The sequence below is a fragment of the Petrimonas sulfuriphila genome (assembly GCA_038561985.1).
Classification (GTDB): Bacteria; Bacteroidota; Bacteroidia; order Bacteroidales; family Dysgonomonadaceae; genus Petrimonas; species Petrimonas sulfuriphila.
On the sequence record CP073276.1, the window covers coordinates 320,760 to 335,497 of the forward strand.

The window sequence follows — 14,738 nt, forward strand, 5'->3', positions numbered from 1 at the left end:
TTATTCATTGTGAATTATAAATTACTTAGTCTTTCGTTTATCATTTGCTGAACATCGGCTTCGGAGCCTTTGTAGTTGTTTTTCAGGCTTTCAAGGTATTGTCTGGCCTGAAAATTATCGCCTTTGGCTCTGTATGTATCCGACAGGACAATCAGTGCACGCGCCATCCAGTACTGGTGCGGCGTTCCTTTTTGCATAAACGATTTCACCTGTGACTCTGCCTTGTCGTACGACTTCCACCGGTAATACGTGTCGGCAAGTATAAATTGCGCTTCCGCACCGTAAATGTTTCGTGTGTCTTGTGCCAGCGATTGGAAATCGTCCATCGCCTTTTCCACCTCGTTGACTTGCTGTAGTGATTTTCCACGCAGGTACCGGGCTTCTGCAGTTACTTCAGGCGACAGATTGGCATTAGCCAGGAAAGCAGTTGCTGCACGAGCGGCTTCGTGAAAACTTTTCAACCGGTACTGTGTACGGACAACACCCATCTGTCCCGTTTGCTGACTGCTCTGATTCCGGGCCGAGTTAGCCAGTCTGGAATAATCTGCCAGTGCCTGGTTGAGGTTTCCGTTGTTGTATTCGATGGCGGACACATAGATCAGCGCATCGTCGAGATACTTGGCACTGTTGGCATCTGCTACTTTCCTGAAATAGGTTGCCGCCTGTTGCTTGTTGCCTTTCTCATCGGCCAAAACGCCCAGATAATAGTTGGCATCGGTATGGTATGCACCGTTGGGATAACTTTGCAGGTAGCGTTGCATGCCCGATTCCGCTTCCACTTTTGAGCCACGCATATAGACACTTTCTGCTGCCAGATAAGTGAGTGAATCTTGCCGCGACACAGTGATGCGCATTCCGCCCGGCAACGAATTGGCATAATTCACGTAAGACTGAATATCGTTGAGTTCACTGTAAACGGTCTCGAGCGACAAAAGAGCTGTCTTCGCATCGTCTGTGCCGGGAAATTTCGAAATTACATTTTTATATGTCGATATACTGTTCTGATAATTTCCACCGTTGTAATACAACTGCCCCAGCTGAATACCTGCCTGGCTCGACAAAGCGCTGTTGGGATAGCCGGACACCAACTGCTGTAAAACATTTATGGCTTCGTTCTCACGGCTCATCATCACCAAAGCGCGGCTTTTTTCATAAAGCGCATCATCGAAATACTGGGATTGGGGATAACGGCGCATCAAATCGTCCAGCGCATCTGCCTTTCCCTGGTAATTGCGCTGCAATCCCATCACAAATGCTTTTTGGTACGCCGCATAGTCAGCTGCTGAAGGGTTGATGGTCGCGGCTGTAGTATAAAATCGCTCGGCTTCTGCAAAGCTCCGGTTGTAATAGTAGCTATCCCCAATCCTGTTGTGTGCATCGGCATATTCTGTCCGGTTTCTGTTAGTCTCCGCCGAGATGTATTGCTGGAAAGCAGTAACAGCCGACGAATATTGATTCTGTTTGAACCGGGTGTAACCCAGGTTGTACCAACCCATGGCATAGTTTTCATCTGCCGGCGATGCGTTTTGAGTGAATGCCTGAAAGTCTGACGCTGCATTCGGGTAGTTAGCCATGCGATAGTAGGCCTCCCCACGCCAGTAATAGGCATTGTTACGAGCTTTAGCATCGTAATTTCCCAGTGCAATGCTGTTGTTGAAATGTTGGACGGCAGCGTTCATGTCTCCATTGATAAACTCCTGTGCTCCTAACTGGAAAAGCACCATTTGCTTTGCTTCCAAAATACGGCGACCGGGCCTGGATATGCGGTTGATGGCTGCAAGGGCAGCCTGGTAATCCTTGGTGGTTAGGAAAGTTTCGGCCAGAATATCGTTCACCTGATCGGTATATGGAGAATTTGGGAACTCTTTGAGAAAGTTTTCGAAAAGCGCAATGGATTCACTAAAAACAGAGAAGTTGGTTTCGTGCGCCAGCAACGCATAGTTAAACATGGCGGTTTCGCGTACCTGCGGGTCGAAATTATCGCGCGAAGCTGCTTCAAATGCCATTTGTGCCTGCTGTTTTTGTCCTAATTTCAACTGGGCCTGCCCAATTTGCAGCTGAGCGTTTTGCGTAAGCGCATCCCGTTCTCCAACTGCTTTTTGAAACATTTGCACAGCTTCGTTGAATCTTCGTGCTTCCATGTAAGAAAGTCCCATGAAATAGGCATCTCCCCGAAGTGGACGGGCAGTGCTGCCGAAATAATTTTCGTAATAGGGAATGGCAGTAGTTGCTCTTCCCTGGCGGTAATGGCTGTTACCCAGAACCCGATACATTTCAGTATTGTGCTCACTGCGCGGATAAGCTTTCAGGAATGAATCCGCGAGGCGGATAGCTTCATCCAGTTTGTTGTTGAAGAAGGTGGATTGTGCGGAATAAAAAGCAACCTGCTCTCCGAATTCGGGATGGTTCCGCAACCCTTCAAAACGACGTAAAGCGGCATCGTAGTTACCGTTCGTGTAATCGATATATCCGGCGTAGAAATTTCCGGCATTGCGGTATTTCTTGCTGTTCTGCGAAAGCAATCCAAAAAGCCGGTAGGCTTCATCTTTATTGTCAAGCTGTAGGTTTGCATAAGCGCTCCTAAAGCTAAAATCTTCCTGCTCCGACGGTTTCAGGTAATCCAGGTCAGCCTGGTCAAACCAAAACCGGGCAAGCTTCCAGTCTTTTTCGTCGAAATGGTATGAACCGATCAGAAATTTCACCTGATGATGGTAGATGCTTTCGGGGTATTCATCCAGGTACTCCTTCATTCGCTCACCACTGTTTTTCACCCCTTTATAAAAAGACGAAACAGCCATCATGTATTTTGCTTCTTCGATGAGCAAACGGTCGGTGCTTTCCGTGATAAATTGCGACAACAAATCCTGGGCACCTGTATAGTTTCCTTCTAGAAACATCTCTTTACCCTGGTTGAAAAGCTTCCCGGGCTGATGGTGGTAGACTGTCCGCTGCGCCATTGTCAGGTGTGTTGCAAGGGCAAAAAATAGCACGAAGATTGTTTTTTTCATATATTGCTTTGTTACACTGAGATTTCTCTCTGATTTTCTACTTTCTAATTCTAACATCTTCTAATATTTTTTCAATTCCTTTACGGATTGAAATCAGTCCGAAGTCAGCCGGACGAAGCTCCCTTTTATCGATAAAAAGTAGATCCGACACGTCATCCATAGGAGTCATCACACTATCATCAAGCGACTTACACTGGAAAAACAGATCCATCGTATGCACTTCAAAACCCGAATATACGTAAATATTCGGAATTGAAAAAAGGTACTTAGACGAAGTTATCAACAACCCTGTTTCTTCCCGAACTTCCCGGGCAATAGCCTCTTCAGCCGTTTCATACATGTCTACGAATCCGCCGGGCAGGTCGTAAGTGCCCTTTGCCGGATCTTTTGCTCTCCGGGCAATTAGCACTTCACCTTTCTCATTTTCAATTATTGCCACAACAGCAGCCGATGAATTAAAATAATAGGTAAATCCGCAGTCCGTACACTTTTTCGATTTTAAGTTGTTTTCGGAAAAGTTTCCTGAACCGCATTCGGGACAGAAGTGAAATTGATGCAGGGGGTGTTTCATTTCCTCGATATCTCCACAATCCCTGTTTTCGGTAATTCACGGTTCCGTTTTTCCACCGCTTCCACCACATTGTCGGCAAGCCGGGCAAAAGCCATGCCGGTGATACTGTCGGACTGAAGAGCCACGGGCTGTCCATCGTCGCCACCCTCACGAATGGACTGTACGATAGGGATTTGCCCCAACAATGCATACCCATTTTGTTCCGCCAGTTGCTTACAACCGTCTTTTCCGAAGATGTAGTATTTATTTTCAGGTAGTTCAGCAGGGGTGAACCACGCCATGTTCTCGACCAAACCCAGGATGGGGACATTCACCTTCTCACCCGTGAACATACTGATTCCCTTACGAGCATCGGCCAGCGCCACTTCCTGCGGGGTACTTACGATAACGGCTCCGGTAATGGGTACGGTTTGTACCAGTGTTAAATGAATATCGCTTGTCCCAGGCGGAAAATCGATCAGGAAATAATCCAGTTCGCCCCAGTCAGCATCAGTGATGAGTTGTTTAAGTGCGTTGCTGGCCATTGCTCCGCGCCAAACCACGGCATCTTCCTTCTTGACAAAGAAACCGATGGAAAGCATTTTAACCCCATAGTTCTCCACGGGAACGATCAAGTCGCGCCCTTCCATTTTTTCAGTGTAAACGGGCACATCTTCAACACCAAGCATCCGGGGAACCGATGGCCCGAAAATATCGGCATCGAGCAACCCTACTTTGTATCCTTTTTGAGCCAGTGCAATAGCTAAGTTAGTACATACGGTACTTTTACCGACACCGCCTTTTCCAGATGCCACGGCAACAATGTTTTTTACATCGGGCAACAGATCAGGCAATGCAGGCCGCGGTGCCTGTTTCGACTTTACTGAAATATTCCCTTTGATTTGGATCTTCGGGTCGGCATATGTTAAAATTGCCTGTTCCGCCATCTTTACCAGCGATTTAACAAACGGATCGTTCTGTCTTTCAGTGATGAGTGAGAAACTCACTTTCATTCCGTCAATGCGGATATCGTCTTCCACCATTCCAGCAGAAACAATATCTTGCCCCGTTCCCGGGTAACGCACATTTTTCAGTGCGTCGATAATTAATTGAGGATATATAGCCATACTATTTTGTTTAAAATTTTATAGTTGAGCATCACGGCCGAAACTGCGGTATTCGTCTTTTTCAATTTCGATATCCGGTTCCGTCCAGTTATCTTTTCTTGGGCACAGGAAACGGATGTATTTGATGCTTAAACCGCGCGAACGCCATTGTTGTTCATAAAAAGTCTGAATATTTAATACTTTATCGTTAGTCCCGGATCGGTATAAATCATCGGTATCCGCTAAAGCCGCCAGGCCGTTTTCTTCGATCATGGCTTTGGTATAGATGTAGAGGAAATTACTGTCAGTTTTGAGATGAATCACGCCTTTATCCGCAAGAATTTGACTGTAGGTGTTCATAAAGCGAGTGGAAGTAAGCCGTTTATTGATCTTGGACATCTGCGGATCAGGGAAAGTGATCCAGATTTCCGATACTTCATTTTCGGCAAAAAAATGGCGAATCAGTTCGATATGAGTCCGCAAGAAAGCGACATTCGTCAGGTTTTCGCTCAAAGCCTGTCTTGCTCCGGACCACATCCGGGCACCTTTGATGTCAATTCCTATAAAATTTTTCTCAGGGTAGAACTGTGCCAGTCCTACCGTATATTCTCCCTTTCCGCAACCGAGCTCGAGTACTACAGGGTTATCGTTTCGAAAATAATCCGTTTTCCATTTCCCCTTAAGTGGGAAACCGCCATTTTGTAATGTAGAGAAAGTATATTGAAAAACGTTCGGATAGGTCGCCATATCCGCAAACTTCGATAATTTATTTTTTCCCATTTTCGGTTTTCTCCATATTTCTATATACAAAAATACAAATTTAACTTTAAATACGACAATACATCCCCGTAAACAACCATCCATTTCCAGTATGAAATTGTAAGCGATGCAAACAATCTATTGGCCTTATTTCAATAAACTTCATCAATCCAAATCTTTTTTCCTGTTATTTATTATTTTACTATACAGTTGATTATTAACAAAGTAAAACAGCCTATTTTGAAAGAATACTTTTTATCTTATCTCAATATTTTTTTTTGAAAAAAGTGATAAAGTTTCAATTTATTACTTACCTTTGTCAAGCGGATTACTATAAAATACTCTTTATATTATGAAAGTAAATGACATAATGACACAACTTGAGGCTAAGCATCCCGGCGAGGCCGAATATCTTCAGGCAGTAAAAGAAGTTTTAACTTCTATAGAGGACGTTTACAATCAACATCCTGAATTTGAGAAGGCAGGAATTGTAGAAAGAATTGTGGAGCCTGACCGGATTTTCACTTTCAGAGTGCCTTGGGTGGACGACAACGGAAAAGTTCATGTAAACATTGGTTATCGCGTTCAGTTTAACGGAGCCATAGGCCCTTATAAAGGAGGTATTCGCTTCCATCCTTCCGTCACGTTATCTACACTGAAATTCTTAGGATTCGAACAAACATTTAAAAACGCACTAACTACATTACCTATGGGTGGTGGAAAAGGCGGATCGGACTTTTCTCCTAAAGGGCGTTCTGAAGCGGAGATCATGCGTTTCTGTCAGGCTTTTGTAACCGAACTCTGGCGCGATTTAGGCCCCGACACCGACGTTCCTGCCGGCGATATTGGAGTTGGTGGACGCGAAGTGGGATACATGTACGGAATGTACAAAAAATTAGCCCGGGAACATACGGGAACATTCACTGGAAAAGGGCGTTCGTTTGGTGGATCGCGTCTTCGTCCCGAAGCTACCGGGTTTGGGGCCTTGTATTTCGTGAATCAGATGTGTGAGACCCACAAAATCGATTTGAAGGGCAAAACGGTTGCTGTTTCAGGTTTTGGCAACGTTGCCTGGGGAGCTACGATGAAGGCCACCGAACTAGGTGCCAAGGTGGTTGCCATCTCAGGCCCCGACGGCTATATCTACGATGAAGACGGTATCAACACACCCGAAAAATTCAATTATATGCTGGAACTTCGCAATTCGGGAAACGATGTGGTGGCACCTTATGCCGAAGAGTACCCAAATGCCAGGTTCTTCCCGGGCAAGAAACCTTGGGAATGCAAAGTGGATATAGCATTGCCTTGTGCCATTCAGAACGAACTGAACCTGGAAGATGCAAAAAGACTAAAACAAAATGGTGTTACACTCGTTGCTGAAGTTTCCAACATGGGCTGTACGGCCGAAGCGGTTGACTTCTTTATCGAAAACAAAATTTTGTTCGGCCCCGGAAAAGCAGTAAACGCAGGAGGAGTAGCCTGTTCCGGATTGGAAATGACGCAGAACGCCATGCACATCTCCTGGACAAACGAAGAAGTGGACAAGTGGCTGCATCAGATCATGAGCGAGATCCATGATCAGTGTGTTGCACACGGAAAAGAGGATAATTACATCAATTACGTAAAAGGTGCAAACATTGCCGGCTTTATGAAGGTAGCCGATGCCATGATGGCTCAGGGCGTATTATAAAGATACATCATTAATACTATTTGAAAACCGCAGAAGAGCCGTAAGGATTTAGCCTTGCGGCTTTTTTGCGTAAACCGGCTAACCTTTTTCTATTATTTCTTATCTTTGTCTTTTATCAGTGAACGGACATTATCATGAGCAAAAAATGGCTGATTGCAGTCACCGGAACTTTCACGCACTTGTTGTTGGGAACTGTTTATGCCTGGAGTTATTTTCAAAATCCCATAAGTGAATCTGCAGGCTGGAACAACGCTCAGACTGCCTGGGCATTTAGTTTATCCATTTTTATGCTGGGAGTTACCTCCGCCTGGGCTGGAAACAAAATGTCGGTCTATGGTCCACGCAGATTGTCAATGATCGGCGGAGCGCTTTACGCCTTTGGATACCTTGTTTCGGGTTTCGCACTTGCCCACCGGTACCTGTTTTTACTCTATTTCGGGTTTGGAATCATGGGAGGAATAGGATTGGGATTAGCTTATGTTGCCCCTGTGGCAACTGTCTCTGCGTGGTTTACTCACAAACAGGGGTTGGCAACCGGGATGGTAGTAATGGGGTTTGGCTTCGGAGCATTGGTAATGTCCAAGTTTTTAGCCCCCCTTTTACTTCGACTATCGGATGGGAATTTGAGTACTACATTTTATTATGTTGGAGCGGTAATGATCGTGTTGATTCCTGTTCTGGCATCGTTTCTGCAACTACCCAAACCGGATAAAACCCATGAAAAGAAGCTGGAGAGAATCTCTATTGCCCGGCATATCCAAAGCAAACCGTTTATCGTTGTCTGGTTAATTTTTACGATAAATATTGTAGCGGGAATGATTTTTATATCTTTTCAATCACCTCTGTTACAAGATATACTAAAAATGCGGATGTCCGACGGTACAAACTTTTCTGACGGTGAAACGATGGCTTCTCTGGCCGCTGCGGGCGCTACGCTTATTGCTGTCAGTTCTGTTTTCAACGGCATGGGCCGATTTGCCTGGGGCAGTATCTCCGACAAAATAGGCAGGATGTATACTTTCCGGATTCTACTGGCATTACAGGCGGTGATTTTCGGATTGCTTATTCTCGTTCATCATCCGGTTGTTTTCTCTGTTCTGGTTTGCATTGTGTTGTTATGTTACGGTGGCGGGTTTGGCGTCTTGCCATCGTTGACAAAAGATATGTACGGAAGTAAATTGATGCCTTCGCTGTATGGCGCATTCCTTACCGCGTGGAGTATGGGCGGAATTATTGGCCCGCAAATCGTGGCTTTCATGAAAGACAACTATGCAGAGAAGGCCGGCTTGTTTGCCTTTGTTGTGGGCGGAGGGCTGTTGATTGTCGGTTTTTTCACCAGTTTTTTGTATCGAAGAAAAGACGTCATAAATCTTGAAAATTAAAAAACATGACCCCCTTCCTCCTCCGCATAGCACAAGCATTCTATTCCAAATACGAAAATGAGATATATAAACTGTCGTTCGTTTTCCCGAACAAACGTGCGGGGGTTTTCTTTCAGAAATACCTGGCTGAAATTGCAGGGAAACCGGTTTTTTCTCCCCGGATAATTACCATCCAGGAACTGTTTGAATCGCTTTCCGCCTACCGGACCGCCGACAAGACAGAAATGCTGGTAATGCTTTATGAACAATACATTCGTATCGGAAGGTCTGAAGAGCTTTTTGATGATTTCCTCTATTGGGGAGAGATATTGCTTAACGATTTCAACGATGTGGACAAACACCTGGCAGATGCCCGGCAATTGTTCAGAAACATCCACAACCTGAAATCGATGGATGACGACCTGTCCTACCTTACCCCTGAACAGATTAACGCTATACGCCGGTTTTGGACTGCTTTTATGCCCTACGAAGGCAATGAGACCAAGCAGGAATTTATGGAGACTTGGCAGATTCTGTTTGAGTTGTACACGGCCTTTCGCGAAACCCTACACAAGAAAGGATACGCTTACGAGGGAATGTTGTTCAGAGAGGTGGCAGAAAGGGCAAAAGAAAAAGAAGACATTGAACTGCCTTTTTCTGAACTGGTTTTTGTCGGATTGAACGCACTCACACCTACCGAAGTAGAATTGATGAAGTACCTAAGGAACAGGGGTGTTGCCGATTTTTACTGGGATTACGAATCTCCGTTGGTTCGCGATAAAAAAAACCGTTCATCGCGGTGGATTCAGGAAAACCTGTCGCGCTTCCCTTCAAAACTGGAATTCGGCTCAGGCATTCCGAATGCGGAAAAGCCCGACATAAACCTTATCGGCATTCCTTCCGGCGTGGGGCAGGCAAAAACTGTGAACCGTCTGCTTTCACAACTGCTCAATAACAAGAGCATTACCGGGTCCAATGCCGGATTAAACACGGCGATAGTCCTTCCCGACGAAAACCTGTTACTGCCCGTCCTCTATTCCATCCCTCAGGAAATCGAAAAGATAAATGTCACGATGGGGTATTCGTTGCAACATTCATCCGTAGCAAGCCTGACGGAAAGCATTGCCCGGCTGCACCACAACACAAGGACAATGGATGGCGAAACGGCGTTTTATTTCCGGTTCGTACTGTCGGTGCTCAATCATCCCCTGGTGACCCGGATAGCACCATCCGAAACCGAGGAGTTGAAAGCCTATATCCAACAACACAACCGTGTTATCCTTACGGTTTCCGAGCTTGGCACGCATCCCTTCCTGAAGCTTATCTTCTCACCCATAATGGATTGGACAAAAATCGGAGAATACCTGAAATCGATATTATCGGAAATTTACCGACACCTGACTTCCGAGAAGCACCCGGATGAAGGGGGATTTACGGGCGACACACGTTCCATTGACCTTGAACGGGAATTTATTGTCCAGTATTACAAATCGATAACCCGCCTGCAGGATACGTTATCATCTGTGCAAAACATGTCGATTGACACCTATTTCCGTTTATTTAAGCGATTAACTGAAAACCTCAGCGTATCATTTTCCGGCGAGCCGTTATCGGGTTTGCAAGTGATGGGAGTACTGGAAACGCGCGTGATAGATTTCGAAAACCTGATCATTCTATCCATGAACGAAGGTGTTTTTCCACTTAAAAACGCCACCAACTCTTTTGTTCCTTACACCCTCCGTAAAGCTTTTGACTTACCAACTTACGAGCACCAGGACAGCACATATGCTTACCATTTCTACCGGATGATAAGCCGCGCTAAACGCATTTTCCTCCTCTACGACACACGCACAGAAGAGATGCAGACGGGTGAGGTTAGCCGCTATTTTTATCAGTTGAAATACTTATACAGCCAGCACTTTCATCTGAAAGAAAGCGTAGTTTCCTACAACGTTTCGGCCCCTCATGTTTCTCCGGTCTCGGTTGAGAAAACACCCGAAGTGATGCGTAAGCTACAGAAATTTCGTGCCGGCGGCGACGCCAGCTTATCTGCTTCACTCATCAACAATTATATCAATTGCCCCTTGCAATTTTATTTTTCTGCCGTTGAAAGACTATCCGAAGAAAAGGAAGTGCAGGAGTCGGTAGAGTCCGATGTATTCGGCACCATGTATCATGCCATTATGCAGCACCTTTACAACCGTTACAGGGGCAAGTCGGTCCTGCCGGATACATTGAACGCCATAATCCAAAACGATGATTACCTGACCGACCTGATTGAGCGATCTTTTGCCGAACATTATTTCAAGCAAAAAGATAAACCACGCGCACTCACGGGGCATCATTTCCTGATCGGAGAAATTCTGCGCGATTATGTAAAGCAGACTCTTCGGTTCGACACATCGTTCACACCGTTTGAGTATGTGGATTCGGAATTCGTTTTCAGGTCAATCCACCAGGTTTCAGGTGATTTATCGGTAAATATAAAAGGAAGTATCGACCGGATAGATAAGGTAGCCGGGAGATTACGCATTATTGATTATAAATCGGGGAAAGGCGAATTAAATTTCAGGAATATTGAACAGCTTTTCGACAACACCAAAGTTAATCGCCCCTACCAGATATTGCAGGTTTTTATTTATGCACTTTTTTATAACAGTCCATTACCGGTTTCTCCTGCCGTTTATTACCTGAGGAATATTTTCAGGGAACACAACCCGGCCATTACCTTTGCAGGGGAGCCCATCACCGATATTTCGGTTTATTTATCCGCGTTTACTGAAAAATTAAATGTTTTTCTAGAAGAAATCTTCGATAAAGACATTCCTTTCGTCCAAACACAAAACGAAAAAAACTGCGAATGGTGCGCATTTAAGGATATTTGCAGAAGATAACGGAAATTATTCTGTTTTCCTTCCTGTCCTTTTTTGGATTAAAATAACTACTTTTGCCCTATAACACTTTCTGGTTTTAAATTTTAAATTTTAACAAAAATGAAAAAAACGAAACTATTATCGAAAGCTATTTCGTTGATGTTGGCTGGAGCCATTTTATTTGCAAGTTGTAGCAGCAGCACCCTTATTCAATCCAGTCCAAGCGGTGCAAAGGTGTACCTCAACGGCGAGTATGCCGGGGTTACCCCATACACACATACCGACACCAAGATTGTTGGAAGTAGCACGCAGGTGAGATTAGAAAAAGAAGGTTATGAAACACTGAATACCGCTTTTTCCAGAAATGAAGATGCCGATGTGGGAGCTATCATTGGTGGGATTTTCTTCCTGTTCCCGTTTTTGTGGACCATGAAGTATAAACCTGTACGCACTTACGAGTTGGTTCCGTCAGGAAATGCTTCACTAACAGGAAGCGACAATATTACAACTGCACAAAAGGGATTGGTAAAAGATGCAAATGGAAATGAATACATTTCCGGTGTGCTGAAAGATTAATCCTCAGTATATACTTACAAAAGAAAAGACAATCTCACCGATTGTCTTTTCTTTTTCTCCTCTTCCACACCGTTGTTTCCAATACCCTGTTTTCGGTAATGCGGGAAGTTTTTCTCACGGTGAGTTCCATGTCAAACGGCTCACGTTCCATCCCAAAATGATTTCCGAGTATCGCTTTCAATCCATCCAGTGTAGTTACAGGTTCTCCGTCCTTCTTAAATCCACCCAGCCACTTTTCGCGCTGCGTCCTCAACAGATCCCAGTTATAAGAAGATACAATAACGAGATAACCTCCATCGTTCACCCGTTCGTGAATGTGCGACAAAAACAAGCCCGGATCACTCAGTTCCTCCAACAGGTTGGGCATAACGATAATGTCGTATCCCGTATAATTGGGTTTCAGATTCATGGCATCGGCCTGCATAAAAAGAAGGCTCCCTTTTCCTTTTTCGAGTCCGAAATCCGATAAGACCACATCGCGAAAATGGACCAGTTCCCCTTCGTCTTTCATCGTATAACGCATGTATCCCTGTTCCTGCAACTGAATGGGAATACGAATCATGCGGGCAGTGAAATCCAGCGCGGTAACATCATTGAAATACTGTGCCAGTTCAAAAGCCAATCGTCCGGTATCAGCGTTCAAGTCGAGAACCCGGCTTTCGGTTTTTCCTTTCGCCACATCCACAACTATTTCTGCAAGACGTTTCGAGAAATTCGTTTCCTGTGAATACGCATCACCCCAATTGTTCTCGCACGATAACGTAACTTCTTCGTCGGTCTCGTAATCAGCGCTTTGAATATTCAGCGGAGCATCCGATTGCACGTAACGGAATCCGGCATGCTGATAAAAATGACGGCGAAAAGCATAACGTGAATGCAACGTAGCTTCATTCCCGGTAGAAATCCATGATCCCCCTTTTATCAGGTTGTGTTTACCATCGAACGTGGGGGTGGAAAAATCATCGTACAAGGGATGTACCTTGAAACCGGGGAAACCGGTGATTGGTGTTTCCGTCCATTGCCACACATTTCCCAGCACGTCATAAAAATCGCCCTGTTGGAATTTATCCACCGGGCAGGGCGACGTGCCATATTCAAGATTAATGTTTCCCGGCGTAGTCTCCCACCCCATTACGTCTTTTAATCCCGATACCTGATGCAACCTGTACCATTCAGCTTCCGTTGGCAACCGGTAGGCCTGTCCGGTTTTTTCACTTTTCCAGTTACAGAAAGCTTTTGCTTCCAGGTAGTTTACTTCAACGGGCCAGTTCCACGGCATCAGCACCTCTTCGGCAACCAACCGTAACCGGTATCCGTTCTCGTCTTTTCGCCAGAAAAGCGGCATCTCTGCTTGTTTAAAGTTTCGCCAGCTCCATCCTTCTTCCGTCCAGTATTTTTCAGCTTCATACCCTCCGTCTTCCATGAATTCCAAAAACTCCCGGTTCGAAGTCAGGTATCTGGCCGCTTTAAAACCGGCAACCTCTTCGGTATAATCTCCGTACTCGTTGTCCCACCCGTAAAAAGGATGATCCTTCGGTTTCCCCAGTTTCATCGTCGCCCCTTCCACATCGACAAGTTCATTTTGCGGAGCGCTTCCCGTCTCCGGGCAACGTTTGCCAAACAAATCCGACACCACCTTATCCAACGGCAATTGCCGGATGAGTACCGACGATGTTTCCAGGTGAATCCTTTCGTGTTCAATTCCCATCATAATTATCCAGAAAGGACTCTCCCAATCAATAGGGAGCAACAAGGGAGCCGTATCGATAATACGAAGTATGGCTTCTTTGGCTTTGTCGCGGTAATGACGTACTTCGGAAACAGGCGGCCAATCGTAATGGTTGTTGTCGAGGTCGTCCCAACTCATCTCATCCACGCCAATGGCAAAAATGGACTCAAATTTCGGGTTAATGCGTCTATCGATAATCTTCCCCAAAAAAAGTTTATTAATAAAGAACACAGCCGTGTGCCCCAGATAAAACAGAATAATGTGGCGTAAGGGATCGCCCCGGTGATAAAATACTTCATCCGACTTTAATTGCGTATAAAGCAGTTCGTCCACAGCCCACGTTTTCAGGAAATATTCCCGAATCTCCCTTCTCTTTTCTTCCGGCATACCGGAACGCAGGTCAATTGTTTTTGTAAGTAATTCTTTCATTTTTTTAAACAGATTAATAGAACCAGGAACCCAGACCGCTTCGCTTTTAGACTTCTTGACTTCTCCTCTTCTCAACTTCTTAATTCCTGTCTTCTTATTTCTTTCGTCATATAGATCTTTCTCATTTCAAATTTCTCATTTTGAGAACGATATTTCGTCTGTATTATGTCCACAACGGGCTGGAAACCCAACTTTTCGTACAACGACAAGGCAGGCTTATTTTCCTCCCAGACCCGTATTACCACATCCGAATAGTTATCTTTCACCCGCTGTAAAAAACTTTCAAACAGTTCAGAGGCAACTCCTTTTCCCCGAAAGTCGGAATGCGTCATTACCTCAGCAATATAAACGGAAGTTTCAACGGGAACCTGCGGACATCTATCACGGGGAAATTCCCTGTCAAACGACAACGGAAACGCGATCAGCACACCTGCCAGTTTACCTTCCGCAAAAGCCATATTCCCCCAACCGTTCCGGAGCATCTCATCCAGCGTGCTTTCGGCTGATTCATGCGGTATATACTGAGCATGTTCGCCTGTCGTAAAAGCGTTTACATACAAACCAAGGATCTTTTCCCTGAACTTGGGATAATTGAACAAATCCAACCCAAAAACACGAATTTGCAAGGCTTCTTCTTTCATAAATCAACGATTGACT

10 protein-coding genes are annotated in these 14,738 nt (G+C 45.1%); 4 read left to right on the forward strand and 6 right to left on the reverse strand.

All coding sequences use genetic code 11. The features are described from left to right. Positions 1–14: 14 nt before the first annotated feature. From KCV26_01265 to trmB, 4 genes are read right to left on the reverse strand one after another with little or no spacing between them, the layout of a single operon-like run. Positions 15–3,008 (reverse strand): tetratricopeptide repeat protein, encoded by a 2,994-nt coding sequence (locus tag KCV26_01265; GenBank protein ID WZX37050.1) that lies wholly within the window; start codon positions 3,006–3,008, stop codon positions 15–17. Positions 3,009–3,045: 37 nt separating this feature from the next. Continuing rightward, positions 3,046–3,579 (reverse strand): NUDIX domain-containing protein, encoded by a 534-nt coding sequence (locus KCV26_01270; GenBank protein ID WZX37051.1) that lies wholly within the window; start codon positions 3,577–3,579, stop codon positions 3,046–3,048. After that, positions 3,576–4,685, reverse strand: a complete 1,110-nt coding sequence (locus KCV26_01275) for an Mrp/NBP35 family ATP-binding protein (GenBank protein ID WZX37052.1) — start codon at positions 4,683–4,685, stop codon at positions 3,576–3,578. The genes KCV26_01270 and KCV26_01275 overlap by 4 nt, the downstream gene beginning before the upstream one ends. A gap of 18 nt (positions 4,686–4,703) precedes the next feature. Then, the gene (gene trmB, locus KCV26_01280; GenBank protein WZX37053.1) at positions 4,704–5,444 is read right to left on the reverse strand and encodes a tRNA (guanosine(46)-N7)-methyltransferase TrmB; all 741 of its coding nucleotides are present in this window, start codon (positions 5,442–5,444) and stop codon (positions 4,704–4,706) included. Between the two features lie 331 nt (positions 5,445–5,775). On the opposite strand from trmB, the gene gdhA reads away from it, so the two are divergent. The 4 genes from gdhA (at position 5,776) to KCV26_01300 (ending at position 11,923) form a co-directional block, all read left to right on the forward strand. Beyond that, positions 5,776–7,113 (forward strand): NADP-specific glutamate dehydrogenase, encoded by a 1,338-nt coding sequence (gene gdhA, locus KCV26_01285; GenBank protein ID WZX37054.1) that lies wholly within the window; start codon positions 5,776–5,778, stop codon positions 7,111–7,113. A 134-nt stretch (positions 7,114–7,247) separates the two neighbouring features. Next, entirely contained in the window at positions 7,248–8,495 is a 1,248-nt protein-coding gene (locus KCV26_01290; GenBank protein WZX37055.1) for an OFA family MFS transporter, read from the forward strand. Between the two features lie 5 nt (positions 8,496–8,500). After that, the gene (locus tag KCV26_01295) at positions 8,501–11,368 is read left to right on the forward strand and encodes a PD-(D/E)XK nuclease family protein (GenBank protein WZX37056.1); all 2,868 of its coding nucleotides are present in this window, start codon (positions 8,501–8,503) and stop codon (positions 11,366–11,368) included. 99 nt (positions 11,369–11,467) lie between these two features. Then, on the forward strand, positions 11,468–11,923 hold the full coding sequence (locus KCV26_01300) for a PEGA domain-containing protein (protein ID WZX37057.1): 456 nt from the start codon (positions 11,468–11,470) through the stop codon (positions 11,921–11,923). A 34-nt stretch (positions 11,924–11,957) separates the two neighbouring features. Here KCV26_01300 and ovoA read toward each other — a convergent pair whose 3' ends face one another. Then, complete coding sequence (gene ovoA, locus KCV26_01305) at positions 11,958–14,081, reverse strand: 5-histidylcysteine sulfoxide synthase (protein ID WZX37058.1); 2,124 nt, start codon at positions 14,079–14,081, stop codon at positions 11,958–11,960. A gap of 71 nt (positions 14,082–14,152) precedes the next feature. Next, positions 14,153–14,722: a GNAT family N-acetyltransferase gene (locus KCV26_01310; protein WZX37059.1), complete on the reverse strand. Its 570-nt coding sequence runs from the start codon at positions 14,720–14,722 to the stop codon at positions 14,153–14,155. Positions 14,723–14,738: the final 16 nt, after the last annotated feature.

Excerpts from the sequence above, each read along its gene's own strand:
- KCV26_01265 (WZX37050.1), bottom strand. The coding sequence starts at position 3,008 with ATGAAAAAAACAATCTTCGTGCTATTTTTTGCCCTTGCAACACACCTG.
- KCV26_01270 (WZX37051.1), bottom strand. The coding sequence starts at position 3,579 with ATGAAACACCCCCTGCATCAATTTCACTTCTGTCCCGAATGCGGTTCA.
- KCV26_01275 (WZX37052.1), bottom strand. The coding sequence starts at position 4,685 with ATGGCTATATATCCTCAATTAATTATCGACGCACTGAAAAATGTGCGT.
- trmB (WZX37053.1), bottom strand. The coding sequence starts at position 5,444 with ATGGGAAAAAATAAATTATCGAAGTTTGCGGATATGGCGACCTATCCG.
- gdhA (WZX37054.1), top strand. The coding sequence starts at position 5,776 with ATGAAAGTAAATGACATAATGACACAACTTGAGGCTAAGCATCCCGGC.
- KCV26_01290 (WZX37055.1), top strand. The coding sequence starts at position 7,248 with ATGAGCAAAAAATGGCTGATTGCAGTCACCGGAACTTTCACGCACTTG.
- KCV26_01295 (WZX37056.1), top strand. The coding sequence starts at position 8,501 with ATGACCCCCTTCCTCCTCCGCATAGCACAAGCATTCTATTCCAAATAC.
- KCV26_01300 (WZX37057.1), top strand. The coding sequence starts at position 11,468 with ATGAAAAAAACGAAACTATTATCGAAAGCTATTTCGTTGATGTTGGCT.
- ovoA (WZX37058.1), bottom strand. The coding sequence starts at position 14,081 with ATGAAAGAATTACTTACAAAAACAATTGACCTGCGTTCCGGTATGCCG.
- KCV26_01310 (WZX37059.1), bottom strand. The coding sequence starts at position 14,722 with ATGAAAGAAGAAGCCTTGCAAATTCGTGTTTTTGGGTTGGATTTGTTC.